19 protein-coding genes are annotated in these 20,016 nt (G+C 42.0%); 12 read left to right on the top strand and 7 right to left on the bottom strand.

Annotated features, from left to right (window positions below; genetic code table 11):
- Positions 1-3 precede the first annotated feature (3 nt).
- The 6 genes from ribH (at position 4) to ribA (ending at position 3,961) form a co-directional block, all read left to right on the top strand.
- Positions 4-480 carry a 6,7-dimethyl-8-ribityllumazine synthase gene (gene ribH, locus ORQ98_RS07565; protein ID WP_274688185.1) on the top strand — a complete coding sequence of 159 codons (477 nt, stop codon included), beginning with the start codon at positions 4-6 and terminating at the stop codon, positions 478-480.
- Positions 481-485: 5 nt separating this feature from the next.
- The gene (gene nusB / locus ORQ98_RS07560; protein WP_274688184.1) at positions 486-962 is read left to right on the top strand and encodes a transcription antitermination factor NusB; all 477 of its coding nucleotides are present in this window, start codon (positions 486-488) and stop codon (positions 960-962) included.
- 86 nt (positions 963-1,048) lie between these two features.
- Complete coding sequence (gene thiL, locus ORQ98_RS07555) at positions 1,049-2,032, top strand: thiamine-phosphate kinase (RefSeq protein WP_274688183.1); 984 nt, start codon at positions 1,049-1,051, stop codon at positions 2,030-2,032.
- A gap of 13 nt (positions 2,033-2,045) precedes the next feature.
- Positions 2,046-2,534 carry a phosphatidylglycerophosphatase A family protein gene (locus tag ORQ98_RS07550; RefSeq protein WP_274688182.1) on the top strand — a complete coding sequence of 163 codons (489 nt, stop codon included), beginning with the start codon at positions 2,046-2,048 and terminating at the stop codon, positions 2,532-2,534.
- Positions 2,535-2,612: 78 nt separating this feature from the next.
- Positions 2,613-3,263 (top strand): retropepsin-like aspartic protease family protein, encoded by a 651-nt coding sequence (locus tag ORQ98_RS07545; RefSeq protein ID WP_274688181.1) that lies wholly within the window; start codon positions 2,613-2,615, stop codon positions 3,261-3,263.
- Positions 3,264-3,361: 98 nt separating this feature from the next.
- A complete protein-coding gene (ribA, locus tag ORQ98_RS07540; protein WP_274688180.1) occupies positions 3,362-3,961 on the top strand; it encodes a GTP cyclohydrolase II in 600 nt (199 codons plus the stop codon).
- Positions 3,962-4,031: 70 nt separating this feature from the next.
- Here the strand turns inward: ribA and dxs are convergent, their stop codons facing one another.
- The 3 genes from dxs to ORQ98_RS07525 all read right to left on the bottom strand — a co-directional run bounded on the left by dxs (position 4,032) and on the right by ORQ98_RS07525 (position 7,406).
- Positions 4,032-5,951, bottom strand: coding sequence for a 1-deoxy-D-xylulose-5-phosphate synthase (dxs, locus tag ORQ98_RS07535; RefSeq protein ID WP_274688179.1), 1,920 nt, complete (start codon positions 5,949-5,951; stop codon positions 4,032-4,034).
- A gap of 306 nt (positions 5,952-6,257) precedes the next feature.
- Positions 6,258-7,160: a (2E,6E)-farnesyl diphosphate synthase gene (gene ispA / locus ORQ98_RS07530; protein WP_274688178.1), complete on the bottom strand. Its 903-nt coding sequence runs from the start codon at positions 7,158-7,160 to the stop codon at positions 6,258-6,260.
- A gap of 9 nt (positions 7,161-7,169) precedes the next feature.
- Positions 7,170-7,406: an exodeoxyribonuclease VII small subunit gene (locus ORQ98_RS07525; RefSeq protein ID WP_274688177.1), complete on the bottom strand. Its 237-nt coding sequence runs from the start codon at positions 7,404-7,406 to the stop codon at positions 7,170-7,172.
- 145 nt (positions 7,407-7,551) lie between these two features.
- On the opposite strand from ORQ98_RS07525, the gene pomA reads away from it, so the two are divergent.
- The 3 genes from pomA to ORQ98_RS07510 are packed head-to-tail and all read left to right on the top strand — an operon-like array spanning position 7,552 to position 9,881.
- Positions 7,552-8,310: a flagellar motor protein PomA gene (gene pomA / locus ORQ98_RS07520; protein WP_274688176.1), complete on the top strand. Its 759-nt coding sequence runs from the start codon at positions 7,552-7,554 to the stop codon at positions 8,308-8,310.
- 11 nt (positions 8,311-8,321) lie between these two features.
- The gene (locus ORQ98_RS07515) at positions 8,322-9,293 is read left to right on the top strand and encodes a flagellar motor protein MotB (protein WP_274688175.1); all 972 of its coding nucleotides are present in this window, start codon (positions 8,322-8,324) and stop codon (positions 9,291-9,293) included.
- Positions 9,294-9,308: 15 nt separating this feature from the next.
- On the top strand, positions 9,309-9,881 hold the full coding sequence (locus tag ORQ98_RS07510) for a PilZ domain-containing protein (protein WP_274688174.1): 573 nt from the start codon (positions 9,309-9,311) through the stop codon (positions 9,879-9,881).
- 68 nt (positions 9,882-9,949) lie between these two features.
- Here ORQ98_RS07510 and ORQ98_RS07505 read toward each other — a convergent pair whose 3' ends face one another.
- Positions 9,950-11,434, bottom strand: coding sequence for an alanine/glycine:cation symporter family protein (locus ORQ98_RS07505; RefSeq protein ID WP_274688173.1), 1,485 nt, complete (start codon positions 11,432-11,434; stop codon positions 9,950-9,952).
- A gap of 747 nt (positions 11,435-12,181) precedes the next feature.
- Here ORQ98_RS07505 and ORQ98_RS07500 point away from each other — a divergent pair.
- Complete coding sequence (locus ORQ98_RS07500) at positions 12,182-13,225, top strand: DUF4062 domain-containing protein (protein ID WP_274688172.1); 1,044 nt, start codon at positions 12,182-12,184, stop codon at positions 13,223-13,225.
- 17 nt (positions 13,226-13,242) lie between these two features.
- Here ORQ98_RS07500 and ORQ98_RS07495 read toward each other — a convergent pair whose 3' ends face one another.
- Both ORQ98_RS07495 and ORQ98_RS07490 read right to left on the bottom strand, forming a co-directional pair.
- Positions 13,243-15,147 carry an MFS transporter gene (locus tag ORQ98_RS07495; RefSeq protein ID WP_274688171.1) on the bottom strand — a complete coding sequence of 635 codons (1,905 nt, stop codon included), beginning with the start codon at positions 15,145-15,147 and terminating at the stop codon, positions 13,243-13,245.
- A 33-nt stretch (positions 15,148-15,180) separates the two neighbouring features.
- Entirely contained in the window at positions 15,181-15,783 is a 603-nt protein-coding gene (locus tag ORQ98_RS07490) for a TetR/AcrR family transcriptional regulator (protein ID WP_274688170.1), read from the bottom strand.
- A gap of 276 nt (positions 15,784-16,059) precedes the next feature.
- Between ORQ98_RS07490 and ORQ98_RS07485 the strand changes: the two genes are divergently transcribed.
- Both ORQ98_RS07485 and ORQ98_RS07480 read left to right on the top strand, forming a co-directional pair.
- Positions 16,060-16,926: a type 2 periplasmic-binding domain-containing protein gene (locus tag ORQ98_RS07485; RefSeq protein WP_274688169.1), complete on the top strand. Its 867-nt coding sequence runs from the start codon at positions 16,060-16,062 to the stop codon at positions 16,924-16,926.
- A 66-nt stretch (positions 16,927-16,992) separates the two neighbouring features.
- On the top strand, positions 16,993-19,065 hold the full coding sequence (locus tag ORQ98_RS07480; protein WP_274688168.1) for a bifunctional diguanylate cyclase/phosphodiesterase: 2,073 nt from the start codon (positions 16,993-16,995) through the stop codon (positions 19,063-19,065).
- Between the two features lie 528 nt (positions 19,066-19,593).
- Here ORQ98_RS07480 and ORQ98_RS07475 read toward each other — a convergent pair.
- A partial coding sequence (locus ORQ98_RS07475; RefSeq protein WP_274688167.1) for an IS630 family transposase occupies positions 19,594-20,016 on the bottom strand: 423 nt, incomplete at its 5' end.

Raw genomic sequence — 20,016 nt, 5'->3', positions numbered from 1 at the left:
TCAATGTCAGAAATTAACACAGTAGAAGGCTTCTTAACCCCCAACGATGGTAAGTATGCCATTGTAGTTGCTCGCTGGAATGGCTTTGTGGTTGAGAGCTTGCTGCAAGGGGCTATTGATGCACTGATTAGGCATGGCATTGACCGGGATAATATCACGATTGTTCGTTGCCCAGGTGCTTTTGAAATCCCCCTTACTGTAAAGAAAGTTGCCAAGCAAGGGCAGTATGATGCCATTATTGCTTTAGGCGCAGTGATTCGTGGTGGTACCCCTCACTTTGAGTATGTGGCTGGCGAGTGTACCAAAGGGCTAAGCACCATTTCTTTGGACCACGAACTACCCATTAGCTTTGGTGTGCTGACAGTAGACACTATTGAGCAGGCGATCGAGCGTTCTGGTACTAAAGCGGGTAACAAAGGTGAAGAAGCGGCTTTGTCAGCGCTGGAAATGGTAAGTTTGTTAAGTAATTTAGAGGCTTAAGTTAAGTGAGCGACGCAGTATCACACCCTACTGGGGATAAACCCAAACCTTCAGCTCGCCGTAAGGCCCGTCAGTTTGCGCTGCAAGCACTTTATCAATGGCATATGGCTGGTGGTAATGTGGCAGCAATTGAAGCGCAGTTTCGTACTGATAATGACATGAAAAAAGTGGATCTCAGTTATTTTCATGACTTGCTTCATGGTGTGGCTCGTGATCTGGCTGATATCCAACAAGCGATCGAGCCTTATCTGGACCGCGACTTAAAAGAGCTTGATCCTATTGAGTTGACTACTTTGCGTATAGGAGCTTTTGAGCTACTAAAGCGAATTGACGTTCCCTATAAAGTAGTAATCAATGAGTCAATTGAGCTGGCTAAACGGTTTGGTGCTGAAGAAAGTCACCGGTATGTTAATGGGGTGCTGGATAAAGTCGCTGCTAGAGCCCGTTATCAGGAAGTCAATAGCCACCGGCTGAAGCCATAGTGCAAACGGTACATTGAACTCTAACGAGCTTAGTGTATCTGGTGGAATACCCAAGTTGTCAGCAAATCAGTGGATTCTTGTAAAGATTGAGCGAATTTCAACTCATTGCTAATTATTTTAATCAGCCATCCCTAACCTCAGTAGGTGAAAGTCCTGCAGAATTAGGGATAGGTGATGACTGTGCGCTACTCTCTATTCCTGATCAGCAACAGCTAGCTGTGTCTATTGATACGCTGGTTGCTGATGTTCACTTTCCTGCTGAAGCCGCTGCTGAACAAATTGGTTATCGTGCGCTTGCAGTCAGTGTGAGTGATTTAGCTGCAATGGGGGCGACCCCTAGCTGGTTTACCCTTGCCTTGACCCTACCTGAAGCTAATGAAAGCTGGTTGGCTGAGTTTGCAAAGGGCCTTAGCTGTGCAGCAAATCAATTTGGTATCAGGCTGATAGGTGGTGATACTACTAAAGGGCCTTTGACGATTTCTATTCAGGTACAAGGAATCGTAAGCGCCAGGCAAACCATGCTGCGCAGTAATGCGAAGGTGGGTGATCATATTTATGTGTCAGGTACCTTGGGTGATGCAGCAGCAGCACTTGACTATGTTATTCCCCAACCCATGCTGTCAGCCAACGATACCCCTACGATTGCTTTTTTGTATCAGCGCTACTTTCAGCCGGAACCGCGCCTGCTACTAGGTAAGCAGCTAGCAACACTAGGTGTAAACTGTGCTATTGATATTTCTGATGGGCTTCTGGCTGATTTAGGTCATATCCTGGAAGCAAGTGCTAAGGCAGAACAGCCTTTGGGAGCGCAAATAGACCTTACCGCTTTACCTATTTCGCAAGCATTAGTAAGCCAAACCAATAAAGCCCAAGCAACTCATTTAGCCTTAACCGGGGGTGATGATTATGAGCTGTGTTTTACAGCATCTACTGAGCTTGCCCAACAGCTTTCTCCTTTAGTTGAGGCTGGCGAAATTACCCTTATTGGTAACATTACCACCCAACCAGGCATAGTTGATAACCAAGGTCAGTCAATTATGGTTACTCACTCTGGCTATCAACATTTTTAGTGGTGCCCTTTGTATGTCTGAAATCCCTAAAGTAACTCTAGCGAGTGTCTTACGTAATCCTGTTCATTGCTTGGCCTTTGGCTTTGGCAGTGGAACAGCACCCAAAGCGCCAGGCACATTCGGTACCTTGGCAGCAGTTCCTATTTGGCTATTGCTGTGTCAGTTGCCACTGGTTTGGTACAGCCTGATAGTGCTGGTTGCTGCCGTCGTGGGTATATGGCTGTGTGGTAAGGCAGCAGAAGACCTTAAAGTGCATGATCATCCAGGCATTGTTTGGGATGAAATGGTGGGCTACTGGATTACTATGTGGGCTGCTCCTGCTGGGTGGTACTGGCCAATTTTAGGTTTTGCTTTGTTTAGGTTGTTTGATATCTGGAAGCCCTGGCCAATTTCAGTGGCTGATCAAAAGCTTAAAGGTGGTATTGGGATTATGCTGGATGATTTATTGGCTGGTTTTTTTGCTCTGGGAGTGATGCAGCTGGCTTATCATTGGGTCGCCTAATATAGCGCTACACTTAGTTCATAATATTGTCATTAAGTACAGCCATTGAAACTGGTGCAGTGGGTCATGGAGAGGATAATGAGCAAAAGTATTCTAACCCTAAGCTTGTTTGCTAGCTTAAGCTTCTCATTGCTCTGCTCTGCAGAACCACAAGTTAGTGTGGTGGGGTTGTTTAGTGGTAAAGCCGTCGTCAATATTGATGGTAAACGGTATATATTAAAGCAGGGTAAAACCGGGCCGAAAGGCATTAAACTGATCAGCGCCAATGCATCAGAAGCTGTGCTGGAAATAAATGGTAAAGCCCGCACCTTTGGCTTGTCCCGTGACTATAGCCGTCAGTATTCTGCACCCAAAAAAGTAACAGTTACCCTTAACCGCTCCTCAGATGGTCACTATTATGCTTATGGTGCTATCAATGGGGTGCCAACAAAGTTTCTAGTTGATACTGGTGCTACTTCTGTTGCAATGAACTCGATAGTGGCCAAGGCTGCAGGGGTTGATTATATTGCCAGCGGTACTCCAATTAATACGGCAACTGCCAGTGATATAGTCAAAACCTTTAAAGTTAATTTGCAGTCAGTCAGTATTGGCGGTATCAAGGTCAACAATGTTGAGGCGGGCGTTCATGAAGGCAGAATGCCAGATATTACCCTGTTAGGTATGAGTTTTCTTCGTCATGTCAAAATGACTGAAGAAGGTAATGTATTAACGTTAGAGCAAAAGTATTAGTAATTGTCATCTGCGAAGGGTTTGGGTTGTTTTTTTTAGGTCTTGATAAAAACATTTTGGCTAAACCATCTCATAGCAGTAGCGATTTAGGAGTGATTGTGTCGGTATCATTTGTTGCTTCATCAAAGCTTCCCACCCCTTTTGGTGTGTTCGATATGCACGGCTTTATGGATGAGCTGACCGGTAAAGAGCATGTTGCATTAACAATGGGCAATGTGAGTGATGGTGAGCCAGTATTAGCGCGTGTTCATTCTGAGTGTTTGACAGGTGATGCATTATTTAGTTTGCGCTGTGACTGTGGAGCTCAGCTTCAAGCCGCATTAAAGGCAATCGCAGAGGCAAGTCGAGGCGTTATTCTTTATTTGAGACAGGAAGGTCGGGGAATTGGCCTGCTAAATAAGATCAAAGCCTATCACTTACAAGATGGTGGGGCGGATACCGTTGAAGCTAATGAGCAACTTGGCTTTGCAGCAGACTTGCGTCGCTACGATATGTGTCAGCCAATGTTGGAATATTTAGGTATTGGTAGCCTGTGTTTAATGACTAATAATCCAGCGAAAGTAGCCGCACTGGAAAAAGCTGGTTTGAATATTATTGAGCGTAAGCCTATTGAAACGGGCAGAAACCCTCATAACGAACGCTACTTGTTAACTAAAGCCGATAAAATGGGGCACTGGATTACTCCTCCAGAAACCTAATAATGACAATTTATATATAACTAAAAAAGCCAGCAATTTGCTGGCTTTTTTAGTGGGTTTACAAAGCTGGTCAAGCGAGAGAAGGTTGGGCTTGGCTCCGCTCGTTATTAGCTAAGCGTGTTTTAACTGTAGCAATAATGCTTGCTGGATCTAAACCGCAAGCTGCTAACTGCTCGCTTCGTTTGGCTTGTTCTATAAATTGATCGGGAATTCCAAGGTTGATCATGGGTACACTACTATTCAGCTGATGAAGTAGCTCATTAACACCTGAGCCTGCACCACCCAATACGGCTCCCTCTTCAATAGTGACCAATAGCTTATGGCTTTCAGCCAGCTGCTTGATGAGTTCTTCATCCAAGGGTTTGGCAAAGCGCATATTAGCAACTGTTGCACCTAACCCATCAGCAGCCTCAAGAGCGTTTTCCAGTAAAGTGCCAAAAGCGAGAATAGCCACTTCACTGCCTTGTTTGACAATTTCACCTTTACCAATTGGAAGGGTTTCAAGTTCTTTGATAATTTCAGTACCTATCCCAGTCCCGCGAGGATAACGGACTGCAGCTGGCCCTTGGTGCTGGTAGCCTGTGGATAGCATCAGTCGGGTTTCGTTTTCATCAGCAGGGGTCATGATGACCATTTCTGGGATGCAGCGAAGGTAGGCAATATCATAGCAACCTGCGTGGGTAGGACCATCCTCGCCAACCAGGCCTGCACGATCGATGGCAAACAGGACATCAAGATTTTGCACAGCAACATCATGGACCAGTTGGTCATAAGCTCGCTGTAAAAAAGTTGAGTAAATAGCAACGACAGGTTTAAGTCCTTCACAGGCAATGCCAGCGGCAAGAGTAACAGCATGCTGTTCAGCAATGGCGACATCAAAATACCGGTCAGGATACTGCTCAGCAAACTTAATCAGGTCTGAGCCTTCTTTCATTGCTGGAGTAATGCCTATCAACTTATTATCAGCCGCAGCCATGTCACATAACCAGCTGCCAAATATATTGGAAAACTTGGGCTTTTTCGCTTGTGGTGGAACAGATTTAACCGGTGGTGCAGGCTCTAACTTAGTGATGGCATGGTAACCAATCGGATCTTCTTCAGCAGGGTTAAAGCCTTTGCCTTTTCGGGTAACAACATGGAGAAATTGAGGGCCTTTCAAGTCTTTAATATTGCTTAAAGTGTGAGTCAGTGTTTCCAGGTCATGGCCATCAATAGGGCCAATATAGTTAAAACCCAGCTCCTCAAATAAAGTACCTGGTACTACCATACCTTTCACATGTTCTTCAGTCCGGCGGGCTAACTCCCAGGCTTTTGGGATGTTGCTTAATACTTTTTTACTGCCTTCCCGCATGGAGTGATACATTTTGCTAGACAGAATTTTAGCAAAGTAGTTAGAAAGCCCACCTACATTATTCGAAATAGACATGTCATTGTCATTGAGAATGACTAGCATATTGGCATTGACATCAGAAGCATGGTTGAGCGCCTCAAAGGCCATGCCTGCGGTTATTGCTCCGTCACCAATGACTGCAATGGATTTTCTGTCTTCACCTTGGAGTTTGGACGCAATAGCCATACCTAAGGCAGCACTGATAGAAGTACTGGAATGTCCAACCCCAAATGTGTCGTATGGGCTTTCAGAGCGCTTGGGAAAACCTGCCAGGCCATCCTTTTGGCGAAGGGTATCCATCAACTGACGCCTACCAGTCAGTAGCTTGTGGGGGTAGGCTTGGTGACCTACATCCCATACTAGCCGGTCGTATGGAGTATTAAACACATAATGAAGGGCAACGGTGAGCTCAATGACTCCCAACCCAGCGCCAAAGTGCCCGCCAGTCTGGCCAACACAAAAAAGTAAGTATTCTCGAAGTTCTTTTACAAGTTGCGGCAGTTGTTCTTCAGATAGTTTGCGTAAATGTTCTGGCAAATCCACCTGATTCAAAAGTGGTGTAGCTGGTTTTGTTAGAGGAATCTCATTAAACATTGACATGCAAACTCATTCTAAAATGGGGATGAGCTCAGGCTTTTAGCAGGTAATGCTGACAAGTACTTTATACTGCACTAGTGGTACATCGATAATGTAAGTAAGGGGCACCACTAGCACCCTGTGACCCAAAGCGGGGTATTTTACCTGAACTATGAATTTTTGACCATTTCAACAGGGTTTGTTCTAGCTGGAACACTTCTCCAATTTGCAGAAAAGTTGAAGGTGCTAATGGGATTGCAGCCTCCATTGGTGGTAATCACTACAGCTAATATCTCTGATATCAGGCTATGTAATCAAGATAGTGCTTTGTTAGTGATTCCTTTGGATAATCAATAATGCCAGTTGCCTAAGAGGAGCAGCTGCTTGGCCTAGTGGTTTTAAAATAGCCAGTGCCTCATCTGTTAGTTGTTGGGCCTTTTGTTTAGCTTGTGATAAGCCCATTATGGCTGGATAGGTAGGCTTGTCATTAGCAATATCTGCTCCCTGGGTTTTACCTAAGGTTTCAGTATCAGACTCAATATCTAAAATGTCATCCTGAATTTGAAAAGCAAGCCCTACGGCATCTGCAAACTGACCTAGCTGCTGCCAGGTAGTTTCATCTACTTGGTTGCTAGCCAGTGCGCCCAAATGGATACTGGCTTTGATGAGCGCCCCAGTTTTGCAGTGATGCATTTTTTCAAGCTGCTCAAGCGAGAGTTGTTTACCAACAGAGCATAAGTCAATTGACTGGCCTGCAACCATCCCATTCATGCCGGCTGCTTGTGCTAAGACCTGAACCTGCTTGAGTCTAGCAGAGGATGATAGGGTGCAACCTGGAAACCAGTCATGGGTAGCCAATGTTTCAAAGGCTAATGCCTGGAGTGCATCACCTGCAAGAATGGCGGTGGCCTCATCAAAAGCAATATGGCAAGTGGGTTGGCCTCGACGTAGCGAGTCATCATCCATTGCGGGCAGGTCATCATGAATGAGTGAGTAGGTATGGATGCACTCAATGGCTATCGCAGCTGGGTCAGCGCTCTCCAGGTTGCCACCTAACCCAAGACATGTTGCATAAGTGAGTAATGGACGAAGGCGCTTCCCACCTTGGGTTAAGCTATAGTTAATCGCTTTTTTTAAGTAGGGCGCTGTATTGGGGTGGCTACTGATAAGGTTATCAAGCAACTGGTTGGTTCGCTGTTGTAGTTCAACAAGTTGCTTTTGCTGCGACATCATAATAGCTAACTACTCTTCTGTATCAAATGGCTCAATGGTTTGTAGGCCATTTTTTTCAAGCAATACATTCACTTTTTGTTCTGCTTTGGTTAGAGCCTGCTGGCATTCACGAGTGAGCTTAATACCTTGTTCAAAAGCTTGTAATGAATCTTCTAAGGAAAGTTCACCTGATTCAAGTTGTTCGACTAGTGTTTCCAGCTCGGTCAGCGATTTCTCAAATGAGATTGAGGCTTTTTTTCTAGCCATAGATATGCTCCCCCTGTTGATGGTTGGCAACAGTACCGAACCCTGCTTTGCCGGTCAATGGGGTGCGTTTTTTAAGAAACTGACTAGACTTTGAAACTGGGGCATCTCTACAAACTTTCAACCTTATAAATTAAGGAGTGTACCGGTGGATCTTGCGACACTGGTAGGGCTACTTGGCGCATTTGGTATCGTGTTGGCGGCGATGGTGCTAGGCGGTTCGGTGCTGGTATTTGTTAACGTACCCTCACTGCTAATAGTTATCGTAGGCAGTATTTTTGCCGTTTTAATGAAGTTTACTTTAAAGCAATTTTTAAGTGCTTTTGGTGTGCTGGGTAAGTCGTTTAAATTTAATTCTGTCGACTTAAATGTGTTGATGGAACAGATTATCGATCTGGCTGAAACGGCACGGAAAGGTGGCTTACTGGCACTTGAAGATAAGCAAGTTGAACATGAGTTTTTGCAAAAGGGTATTCAAATGCTGGTGGATGGCCATGACCCTGAAGTGGTTAAGGCTGTGCTTTCCAAGGATATGCGACTAGCGATTGCTCGCCATGAACTAGGCTCAAAAATATTTACTGCTTTGGGCGATGTAGGCCCAGCTATGGGAATGATTGGTACCTTAGTCGGTTTGGTGCAGATGTTATCCAATATGTCTGATCCTAAGTCAATTGGGCCTGCTATGGCTGTTGCACTGTTAACTACTTTATATGGCGCAATGCTGGCTACCATGTTTGCTCTGCCTATAGCTGACAAGCTGTCTATTCGTCGAGATGAAGAAGCCTTAAGTAAGTCACTCATTATTGATGCGCTGCTAGCTATACAAGAAGGACAAAACCCCCGAGTGATTCAAACCATGCTGAAAACTTATCTGCCTGAAGGAGTGCGTGGCTCTGAGGAAGGCTGAAAGGTTAAGCTATGGCTGATGATAATGAAGAGTGCGAATGCCCGCCGTGCCCGGCCGGGATACCTGCTTGGGTAATGACATTTGCTGACCTGATGTCATTGCTGATGTGCTTTTTTGTCTTATTACTCTCATTCTCTGAAATGGATATTAAAAAATACAAGCAAATTGCGGGTTCCATGGCCAGTGCATTCGGTGTGCAGAATATTATTAAGCAAAAAGATATTCCCAAGGGTACCAGTGTTATTCAGCAAGAGTTCAGCCCTGGGCGTCCTGAGCCTACCCCACTCAATATCGTTCAACAACATACGACAGATATAACCAAGCAAGAGTTGGAGGCTAGTGCTGAACAATTTGAGGCTGCTGATGGTGTTCAGAATGAAAAATTTCAAGAGTTGATTGAAATTATGCAGGAGTTGCAAGATGAGTTGGATCAGGAGGCTATGAAACTGGCCAACTCACTTCAGGAAGAAATTGATAAAGGGAATATTGAGGTAGAAACCAAAGGACGAAAAATAGTGATTCGGGTTCAAGAGAAAGGCTCTTTTCCTTCAGGCTCTGCAGAGTTGCAGTTAGACTTTATTCCTGTGATGGCCAAAATAGCCAATGTGCTTTCTCAGCATACCGGCAGTATTTCTGTCGAAGGGCATACTGACTCAATTCCAATCGATACAGAAGAATTCCCATCGAACTGGGCGCTTGCATCAGCTAGAGCGGTTTCTGTGGCGCATGAGTTGATGGCAGACTCTCGAATGGATCAAAGCCGGTTTCAAATTAAAGGCCTGGCTGATACTCGGCCTCTGGTGGATAACGAAACACCAAGCAATCGGGCAAAAAATCGTCGAGTAGAAATTGTTATAAAACAGGGAGAGGATAAAGAGCTAAAAGATGGCTTGAATGAGTTAAAAGCAGAAGATAAGGATCTATTTGAAAAACTACAGGAAAAAGAGCCTGACTTTTTCTTAACGCCAGATGAGATTTTTTAACTGAGATTTAGGACGATGGAAGAGCGCCGCCGTTTTTTTCGCATAGATGATAAAGTGGGCCTTCGTTTTAAGGTGGTTACTGAGCAAGAATGGGAACAGTTTAAAGAAACAGGTGGTGCACCTATTGTTGACTCGCAAGCGGTACCTTGCCCTGGTCTCGAGCAGCAACTGACTGAGGCTATTGATAGTTTAAGACAGGTTTCAGTAGAAGCTGCTGATGTAGCCTGGTTACTAAATGCCAAAATAAACGGTTTGGTTGAGCTAATTGCTACAGATACCACGCTGCCTGATTTGATTAAGTCAATGGATGTGAATATCAGTGCTTGTGGTATGGCATTTCGAACAATGAAATCTTTGCAGCAAGATCAACTGTTGTATTTAGAAGTTACTTTAAAACAACAAGAACAACCTTTAATCGCACTGGCAAAGGTAGTGAGCTGTAGTGACCTTGAAGAGACAGAGAGTCTTGAGCAGTTTTTGGTGAGAGTGGACTTTTGCGATATTGAGCCAGATGCTCAGGAGTTATTGATTCAATACGTAGTCAAACAACAAGGGCAGCTGTTAAAACAAAAAAAACAGCGTAAATGAAGACCATAAAAAAAGACCCAATAACATCTGCTATTGGGTCTTGTAAATAAGACAGCTTTTCTACTTAACTAGTCTTTTTTGTTCCACACATTTGGATCCATAGTGCGATCCAAGAATGGGAATTTCTTACGATCGAATACAGGCTTCTTGTTAGCCCTCAATTGCTCGTCAAAATCTTTCAATACTGTAAACGCAATCTTCGACAGCAGTAAGATGGCAACAATGTTAATGATAGCCATTACACCCATGGACAAGTCCGCCATATTCCAAACCAGGCTTACTTTTGCTACAGCACCAAATAGGATCATACCAAGTACAACTATGCGGTAAGCAAACAGTAAAGCTTTGCTTTCCTTGATAAACATCAAGTTAGTTTCACCATAGTAATAGTTTGCAACGATAGATGTGAAAGCAAACAATAAAATAGCGAAGGCGATAAAGTAGCTACCCCAGGTGCCAACATGCTCAGTAAGGGCCTGTTGAGTTAGGTTAGAGCCACTTAGCTCACTACCGGGTACCAGTTGATTAGACAGCAGCACGATAGCGGCAGTCGCTGTACAGATAACAATAGTATCAATGAATACACCCATCATTGACACAATCCCTTGAGTCGCTGGGTGAGGTGGATTTGGGCTAGCAACAGCAGCAGCGTTTGGTGCACTACCCATACCTGCTTCGTTAGAGAACAAACCGCGCTTCAGACCGTTCATAAAGGCTTCTTTAATCATCCACCCGGCAGCACCACCTGCAGCACTTTCCAATTTGAAAGCATGGTCGAAGATAGTAGAAAACACGCCAGGTAGTTTATCGATATTCATGAAGATAACGACTAGCGCTATTAGCAGGTAAAGCAGAGCCATAAAAGGCACACAATATTCTGCAAAACGGGCAATAGAGCGGATGCCGCCAAAAATCACGATAGCCGCAACAATGATAATGGCGAAGCCAATGTAGTAGTCAACAAACTTGATGTCGCCTGCATTGAATGCTGTTTGCATCGCTGCTGAGATAGTGTTTGACTGAACTGCGTTGAACACCAGGCCAAATGCAATAATCAAACTGATCGCAAATGCAATGCCTAGCCAGCGCTGGCCAAGACCTTTTTGGATGTAGTAGGCAGGGCCTCCACGGAAAGTGCCATCGCCACTGTCAGTTTTGTAGACTTGGGCCAGGGTACATTCAATAAAACTGGTAGCCATACCAAGCAGGGCGATTACCCACATCCAAAAAATAGCGCCTGGACCACCTGCATAGATAGCTGTTGCTACCCCAGCTAGGTTTCCTGTGCCTACTCGTGCTGCTAAGCTGGTACAAAATGCTTGGAAGGAGGAAATGTTGCCATCACTACTTTGGCGGCTGCTAAACAAGGCTTTAGCTGAATAACCAAACCGTCTGATTTGAATAAAGCCTGAAAAAACTGTGAAATAAATCCCTGCAGCTAATAGCAACCAAATCAGAAGGTTACCCCAGATAAGGCCGTTACCGGCGTCAACAAAGCTGCTAAGCGCTTGTTCCAAAGCTTCAAGGCTGGTCACTGTTTCTGTTGTACTCATACTGCATACCTTTGTTTTACTACTTAAGTTGGCGATGCATAGTGACATTGCCGATAAGACATACATAAGGAGGCGAAGCATAATGGTGGTAAATCGCTTTTTAAATAGTACTTATACGTAGTGACATGAAATTAAAAATATGGCGGATGAGGCTTGTGAGGTATAATTTGATAGTGCCAGACATTAAGACAGAAAAAAGTTAACTTATTGAAATATAATAACTTATTGTTTAATTTTGATGCTGAAATTTATACTGTCAGACTACATATGCTTTGTATCTAACAAGTGTTTTAATATAGAAACATTTTTTTTGAAAATGTTTGAAATGTGATCTATATGAGGGGCGGAATACGCTTCTTAAGGCCTTCAGTTTGTTTTGTAGATAAATAAGTTCAACAAACTCAGTATAACTACCTATCTGTATGTGAACTTAGATGCTTAGTCAGGCCTGGCTATTTAGTCAGAATGTCTGAAACTTGAGTAAGAAGAGACTTATTCAGATAAGGTAATCATTACCAAGCTTGAATAATTATAGTACAGAACAAATATTGGCATGCTGGTGTCATTAGATAGCGGTTATTGATGAGTTTTTAGTGAGCGTCTTACTGGCGCTATGGGCTTAAGGAAATGCCTGAATGGGTAAAATAGCAAAGAACGCTACTAGAAGTATGATCTTTATCGCTATAATTGTTGAATAGACTGCAATGCTAAAGCTCTACCTCTCACACAGTCAGGTCGATATAGAGGATGTCAACGTCTAAACGGTTTCAAGTATTTGTTAGTTCTACCTATCGTGATTTGGTAGATGAGCGCCAGCAGGTGTTTCTCGCCCTACTTGGGTTGGGTTGTATTCCTGTCGGGCCTGAATTTATCCCAGGGTTTGATAATGATAGCGACGATTGCTGGCCAAAGGTGCGTCAGCAAATTGATGAAAGCGACTATGTTGTTTTGTTGCTCTCTGGGCGCTATGGCACTTTAACTCAAAGTGGGATTAGCTTTTTGCATCGTGAGTATACCTATGCAAATACGTTAAAGAAGCCGATTTTGTGCTTTATCCGGGATCCACGCTATCCGCTCGCGCCTAATAAAAAAGAAAGAACGGCTGATGGTGTCGCCCGTTTTAGGGTGTTTCGTGAGTCTTTGCAGAAGCATGAGCACTTATCTTGGGATACCACTGACAGCTTAATCATGTCACTGCGTCAATATTTGCCACAGTTTATGGATAAGCACGAGGCTGTTGGCTGGGTAAGAGCTAATGCGCTACCAGAGCAACAAGGTCAGCAAACAGCAAAGATGAGCTTTTCTGAGCAACTGACTGAGTTACAGGAAGTAAAAAATGCATTGAACTATCCTGACATGCTACAGCAAAACCGCTCTGTTGCCTTACTTAAGCAGTCTGTTGAGCTAACTTATATTTGTAATATTTATATTCAGGGTAACTGCAAGTTGATTACTGAAAAGGCTTCGTTACTTTGGCAGGATATTTTTACAGCGTTTGTTAATCATATGCAGCAAAGCGCCTCTGAAGATAGGATCAAGCAATCATTAGCGCACTTTTTGGAAGAGCGTTTCGCTAACACAATTTATGAACAAAATCAGGAAGTTCATGCAATTAATGACTTCCAGTTTACTGACACTTCTCTGCGAATGATTCGCTTGCATCTACGGCGAATGGGGTTGATTCGGAAGGATACCTTGCGCTCAAGTCGGACTCGCTCTGTTTGGCAGCTGACTCCAATTGGTCGCAAGGCACTGCAGGATTTGTCAGTGGTGGAAACCATGAAATCCTAAGTTATACATCAGCTATATTATAGTGATTCTCCTCTGAGATTGAGCACAACCTCCTGTAACTTATCTGCGGAGACGGCCTCTGGTTGAATTAAGTCTCCAGTTATTACTGACACTTTGGACCAAAAGCGTTTTGGGCGCTTCGTCAGGGCATGGCCTCCTTTATGGCTGAAAAAGCTACCCCATAAACCGCGTAATGCCATTGGGATGACGGGGACTGGATCGCGTTCGATAATTTTTTCGATGCCCTTTTTAAACTCATTAATTTCACCGTCTTTGGTGAGTTTACCTTCAGGGAAAATACATACTAGCTCCCCTTTTTTGAGGGCTTCAGAAATATGATCAAACGCAGTATTAAAGGCATCAGGATTTTGGTGGCGCGAAGTAATCGGAATTGCTTTAGCAACTCGAAAAATAAAATTCAGTACTGGTAGATCATAAATAGGCTTATACATCACAAAGCGGACGGGCCGGTGACAGGTGCCTGCTAGTAAGAGTGCATCTACATAACTGACATGGTTGCAGACAATCACACCAGGGCCTTCATCAGGTATTTTACTGATGTTCTCACTGCGAACGCGGTACATGGTGTGAGTGAGTATGTAGATTAAAAAACGCATGGCGAATTCAGGTACGGTTGAGTATACATACACTGCTACGACTGCATTCAGTAAAGCCAATACCAGAAAAAACTGAGTGATTGTAAGTCCTGCAACGCCAATAAATAAAATGCCGGATAATGCGCTCACCACCATAAACATCGAGTTGATAATATTGTTAGCAGCAATTACCTGGGCTCGGTATTCCTCTGGGGTGCGGTGTTGTATCAAGGCATACAAAGGTACGATAAACAGACCGCCAAAAAAGCCTATTAAGGTCATGTCAATCAGCACACGATAGTTGCTGCCGGTTTGGAAGAACTCTGTAAAGCTTAACAGTACTGCTGAATTGCTTGGTTGTGTGGCAAAAAATAAATCAACCCCAAAAATAGTTAAGCCAATACTACCAATAGGTACAATGCCAATTTCAATCTTGTGACCAGACAAGCGCTCGCAAGACATTGAGCCTAAGCCAATGCCAATAGAGAAGGCAGCCAGCAAACAGGTGACTACCCCTTCAGCACCACGCAATATTTCTTCAGTGAAATTAGGTAGTTGAGTTAAATAAGCCGCGCCTAAAAACCAAAACCAGCTAATAGCCATAATTGACAGAAATACTGAATGAGACTGCTTAGCTTGTTTGATGATGCGCCAGGCTTCGGTAACTGGGTTCCAGCTGATTTTTAGAGAAGGGGCGCTGGCAGGTGCTTCAGGGATTTCACGACTGCAAATATAACCAATAATGGCAAATACAATGACGGATATAGAGATCCAAGTAGATGACATTTCTAAACTGGCCAATAAACCACCGGCAATAGTGCCAAACAAAATGGCGAGGAAAGTACCCATTTCAACAAAGGCATTGCCACCTACTAACTCATCTTCATATAGGTGTTGAGGAATAATGGCGTATTTGACCGGGCCAAAAAAAGCAGATTGGGTACCCATTAAGAACAGGATAAACAACAGTAACCAAAGATTATTAAAATAAAAGGCAACGGCAGCGGTAAGCATAATGCATATTTCAAGGATTTTAACTCGCCGGATAATTTGCGATTTTTCATATTTATCAGCTATTTGTCCTGCCAAAGCTGAAAACAAAAAGAAGGGTAAAATAAACAAGCCAACAGCTGTGTTAATTAAAATGTCTTCAGAAATTGATGCAGTCTGATTACCAAATTGAGAAATATTGAAAGTGACTAAAAAAACCAAAGAGTTTTTAAAGATATTGTCATTAAAGGCACCAAAAAACTGGGTAAGAAAGAAGGGCAAAAAGCGCCGCCGCTTCAATAAGCCAAACTGACTTTTTTCCTCATTAGGGTGCATGGTTACTACTCCTTTATGCTTATCAGGGGTGCCTTAGCTGGTGAGCCCTGCTAAAAAATGATGTATTAATTGTTCTAGCATGTATTCGGCGCTTGTTGTATTGCTAATAAACAACTTATCACCTAATGCCAAGCTGGTGATGCCGTGAACACTGCCCCAAAGTGTGCGTGCGGTAAGCTGAATCTCTTCTGTTGACTTATTAGGACAGAGTTGAGCTAGTTGATCTTCAACTAGTTGAAAGAGTCGGTTTATCTTTTGTTGATGCCACTCTGGTACAAGCTCATCGTTAGACATTTTGTGGGTAAAGACTAAAGTCCAGTGGTTGGGTTCGGTCACTGCAAATTGTAAGTAACATTTAGCGAGCGTACCGATAGCTTTTTCAGGTGACTGATCATTTTGAGAACAACTATTGGTCAATTGCTTATATAGTCGGTCTAGCGTTCGACCATTGACCTGTAGCAGCATATCGTTTTGATGCTGAAACAAGGTGTATAGAGTGCCAGGTGTGTAGTTGATAATAGTGGCGATCTTTCGTACAGAAAGCTTGTCTGCAGGCAGTTCATCAAGTAACTGCTCAATTGCACTTAAAACCATTTCCTTGATTTGTTCCTGGGTATGTTCGTGTCTTCTTGCCATAACTCTGCTTTGGGTTGGAGTGGTTACTCCAATCAACTACTCTAATTGAACGATGTTCAATTAGAGTAGTTGATTTAATCGATCGATACAAGCTCGAATAGCAAGTAAGTATGGGCTTGATGGTTCGAACGTTTTTTATTATTAAAACTTATAGAAAATTTTATATTTATAGTTTTTATTGATTATATTTGGATAAGGCTGATCTGAAGTAAACTGACACATTAAAGTCACAGCTACTATAGTAAAGCATAGGTTTGTATTACAGAGACTGCTTTGATGAGTATTCAGTTAGGTGCAGTACTAATCAGTTTCTTTATAAAGTGTAGTGTGGTGTACGCATCTTCATTAAATGTCACAGTGCCTGTACTGTCTTATCGAGCAGCTGCATTTGATTACCAGTATCGATTACTTGAGTTTGCTTTGGAGAAGTCTGGTTATCAATATCAATTAAAAAAAGTAACACTTGATACATCTCAGGCTCGCCTAGAAACAATGTTAAATAAAGGTGATCAGGTCAATGTATATTGGATGGGGACTTCTATAGAAAAAGAAAAACAGTTGATTCCAGTACGTATACCGATACTTCGAGGCTTGCTTGGGCATAGAGTATTTATTATCCATAAAAAAGATCAGGAACGATTTAATCAGATTAAAACAATAGATGATCTAAAAAAAATGGTTGCAGTGCAGGGAATTGGCTGGTCAGATATCAAAATTCTTAAAAATGCCAGCCTTAAAACAATAGCTAGAAAATATAAAACCATTTTTGATATTATTAATGCTGGGGACAGGGTTGATTACTTTCCAAGAGGTGTGAATGAAGCTTGGGATGAAGTAGAGCAGTTTAAAACAACTAGCCCTAATATAACAGTTGAGTCTAAAATTTTACTTGTTTATCCTTTTGCAATATTTTTCTTTGTCAGTCCTAATCATCCTGAAATTGCTCAGGCACTAACGAAAGGGTTAAAAAAAGCTTATAAAGACGGTAGCTTTATGGGATTTTTCAGTGGTCACCCGAGTATTGTTGCTTTGTTTGAGAAGGCCAATATTGAGGGACGGTTGAAACTTGTGATTAATAATCCTTTAATGAGCCAGGAAACCATGTCGATACCCGGTGAATACTGGCATACAAAGCAGCAGTGATCAGGTTATAAACTTGATGCAATAGGTAAAATGCTAATGAGAGTTAGTTAGCGGTGTCAGATAGTCATGTTAATATGGAAAAAACTAACTAGACGAAATTCTTTAGCCGCAAAATCTTTGGCACGTATTCTATTAATTAGCTCCATCGTTACTCTATTTGTTATTTGTGCGCAAGTTTACTCTGATTATAATGCAGATATAAGTGCTATAGACGAACGATTGAGAAATATTGAGCGAAGCTATTTAACAGCAATTGGTGAGCAAGTTTGGAATTATGACATCGATACGCTGAACGGTTTGCTTGAGGGGATTGCACAACTACCTGATATTTCATCGGTTAAGTTTGTTGCTGAAGATGGAGCAGAGTATTCGAAGCAAAATACTGGTGGGGTTAGATACCCTAAAGCAAAAACATTTAAAATTAATTATGAGGTGGAAGGAAAAATAAACTCCTTAGGTGAGCTTACCGTTGTTGTCGATTTACAGAGAGTTTATCAGCGGCTAATTGATCGATCAGTATTTATTTTGGTTTCGCAGTTTTTTAAGACATTTTTAGTGTCAACTTTTATTCTTATTATTATTTATTACTTAATTGTGCTAAGGATCAATAAGGTTATTCATTTTGCATCCTCATTCTCGTTGAATGATATGAATGATATTGATATGAAAGACTTTCATGCTGAGAATATTAAAGGTGATGATGAATTATCTGAGTTATTTAGAACGATTGCCAAAATGAAAAAGCAGTTGGAGGAAGAAGTAAAACAAAAAGAAGAAAATCAGCAAAAATTATTTCAACAAGCAAACTTTGACTCATTAACCAAGCTGGTTAATAGAAAGTGTGCGCTTGATCGGCTTGAGTTACTGTTAGCACAGTCAAAGCGGTATAGTAATTCATTAGGTGTTATCTATTTAGATATCGACCACTTTAAGGATATTAACGACTCATTAGGACATGATGCAGGCGATAGTTTACTAATTGAAGCGGCAGATCGCATTAGAAATACTATCCGGCAAGAAGATATAGCCTGTCGATTGGGAGATGATGAGTTCTTGCTGGTATTAACCAGCTTAAAAACACCTAATGCGATTGAAGTGGTGATTGAAAAGCTGAAGATGAGTTTTGTAAAGTCTATCGATATTTCCGGAAACCCAATTTATGTTACTTTGAGTATTGGTATTTCAATATACCCTACAGACGGTAATACGGTGCAAGAATTAATTAAAAATGCCGATGCGGCATTATATACTGCTAAAGCAGCAGGTAGAAACTGCCATAAATATTTTGAGCCAAAAATGAACTCTTGGGCTAAGCAGCGTTTAGAAATTAGTTCAAGATTGCGTAAAGCAATATCTGATAATGAGTTTACTATTCATTATCAGCCATTGTTATGTATGAAAACGAATAAAGTGGTAGGTGGAGAAGCATTAATTAGATGGTTTAATAAAGAGGAGGGAATAACGCCACCTGATAGGTTTATCCCTTTATCTGAAGAAAATGGCTTGATTGTACGTATAGGTGATCAGGTGACGGAAATGGTATTTGCAACGGTTGTTAGGTGGAGTTTGTACTGGGAGGAAGGGTTTAGAATTGCACTTAATATTTCAGCTAGAGAGTTGCAAGAAGCCGATTTTGTTGATCGCCTTACGCAGCAAATAAAAAAATATAGTGTTAAAAAATCGGCAATAGAAATTGAAGTGACGGAGAGATTGCTGCTTGATAATAGATCCCAGTCAGTTGATAATTTATTAAAATTATCTTCACTTGGTATTCGACTGTCACTGGATGATTTTGGTACGGGGTATTCTTCATTAAGTTATTTACAGAAATACCCATTCAGTACGTTAAAGTTAGACCGATCCTTTTTAAGGTTGGTCCCTCATAATAAGAAAAGCGCTGCCTTGTCTTCTTCAATTATTCAGCTGGCTCACAGCTTAGGCTTTGAAGTGATTGCCGAAGGGGTTGAAACCCAAGAACAGTATGAATTTCTCAAAGCAGAAGGCTGTGATATTGCACAAGGCTATTTTATTGCCAAACCGATGAGTGTTGAAGAGTTTGAAATCTGGATGGATCAGAGCGGTGGATACGTCCATATAGAACCAGATGAAAAAAAACCTAAAAAACGAGCTAATAGCTGAATTTTTATTATTTGGTTGAGTTTTACTCTGCTGTTGCCTAGTTTTGATGATTAATAGTTTGCAAACCTGCTTTCCCCTCCGTTTTTTACCAATCTGTAACACGTTTATGACCATATCAGCAAGAATGGAACAACTGTTTAATTTTGTGGTCTCTTATACCTTAAGGAGTTGATTTCAGTAGCGGGCTTAGGTTAATACTATTCGCTCAGGTAGTCGGGCTAATTGAGGTTAGAGCTTTATGTATTAGGGTAGAGTGTTAACAGCCCCTAAGCTAATAAAGTGAGTGACTAGATGTATTAAACTTGAATGATCTATTGGTAATACAACAGCACAACTAAAGATATATAATGAAAAAGCTTACTTATCTTATTCTCTTCATTATTAGTGGAACCATACTACTGGTAGCTTGTGCAAACAAACCAGTGGGTGTTGCTTTTAAGCCTTCGTCTGCTTTGCCCGGATATAAGCAGTCAAGCTTTAGCCTTTATCTATACCCATAACGAATCATTTTTAGGTGTAACTGAGTACCTAATCTGCAAACTCAGCTAATCCATTACCCATGATTGAAAAAATCTCTTCATAATATTTATCTTGATTTCGGAAGAAATTTTCACAGGCTTTTTTAAATGTATTATATTTCTCATAGTAGCGATTATATAGAACGTTCTTTCTGAACACTCGCCATAAACGCTCTATTAAATTTAACTCCGGTGAGTAAGCGGGTAGGAATACTAGTTTTATCCTAGACGTTTTTAGCCAGTCTTGCACAGTGACTGAGTAATGATACCTCGCATTATCAGCTATCACATAAATCGTTTTAGCTTGTGGATACACGCTTTCCAAATAGTTAAAAAGATCAATGGTTGAATCTGCATTAACATTGTCTTCGCTAAATAGAGCTACTGTTTCCAATGTTTCTGCATTCATCGCACCATGAATATTGTAACGAGA

This window comes from Spartinivicinus poritis (assembly GCF_028858535.1).
Classification (GTDB): Bacteria; Pseudomonadota; Gammaproteobacteria; order Pseudomonadales; family Zooshikellaceae; genus Spartinivicinus; species Spartinivicinus poritis.
The sequence above is the reverse complement of the archived record's forward strand: the minus strand, read 5'-3'. Positions and strand labels throughout refer to the sequence as shown.

Excerpts from the sequence above, each read along its gene's own strand:
- ribH (WP_274688185.1), top strand. The coding sequence starts at position 4 with ATGTCAGAAATTAACACAGTAGAAGGCTTCTTAACCCCCAACGATGGT.
- ORQ98_RS07550 (WP_274688182.1), top strand. The coding sequence starts at position 2,046 with ATGTCTGAAATCCCTAAAGTAACTCTAGCGAGTGTCTTACGTAATCCT.
- ORQ98_RS07545 (WP_274688181.1), top strand. The coding sequence starts at position 2,613 with ATGAGCAAAAGTATTCTAACCCTAAGCTTGTTTGCTAGCTTAAGCTTC.
- dxs (WP_274688179.1), bottom strand. The coding sequence starts at position 5,951 with ATGTCAATGTTTAATGAGATTCCTCTAACAAAACCAGCTACACCACTT.
- ispA (WP_274688178.1), bottom strand. The coding sequence starts at position 7,160 with ATGATGTCGCAGCAAAAGCAACTTGTTGAACTACAACAGCGAACCAAC.
- ORQ98_RS07525 (WP_274688177.1), bottom strand. The coding sequence starts at position 7,406 with ATGGCTAGAAAAAAAGCCTCAATCTCATTTGAGAAATCGCTGACCGAG.
- ORQ98_RS07515 (WP_274688175.1), top strand. The coding sequence starts at position 8,322 with ATGGCTGATGATAATGAAGAGTGCGAATGCCCGCCGTGCCCGGCCGGG.
- ORQ98_RS07510 (WP_274688174.1), top strand. The coding sequence starts at position 9,309 with ATGGAAGAGCGCCGCCGTTTTTTTCGCATAGATGATAAAGTGGGCCTT.
- ORQ98_RS07505 (WP_274688173.1), bottom strand. The coding sequence starts at position 11,434 with ATGAGTACAACAGAAACAGTGACCAGCCTTGAAGCTTTGGAACAAGCG.
- ORQ98_RS07500 (WP_274688172.1), top strand. The coding sequence starts at position 12,182 with ATGTCAACGTCTAAACGGTTTCAAGTATTTGTTAGTTCTACCTATCGT.
- ORQ98_RS07495 (WP_274688171.1), bottom strand. The coding sequence starts at position 15,147 with ATGCACCCTAATGAGGAAAAAAGTCAGTTTGGCTTATTGAAGCGGCGG.
- ORQ98_RS07490 (WP_274688170.1), bottom strand. The coding sequence starts at position 15,783 with ATGGCAAGAAGACACGAACATACCCAGGAACAAATCAAGGAAATGGTT.
- ORQ98_RS07485 (WP_274688169.1), top strand. The coding sequence starts at position 16,060 with ATGAGTATTCAGTTAGGTGCAGTACTAATCAGTTTCTTTATAAAGTGT.
- ORQ98_RS07480 (WP_274688168.1), top strand. The coding sequence starts at position 16,993 with ATGTTAATATGGAAAAAACTAACTAGACGAAATTCTTTAGCCGCAAAA.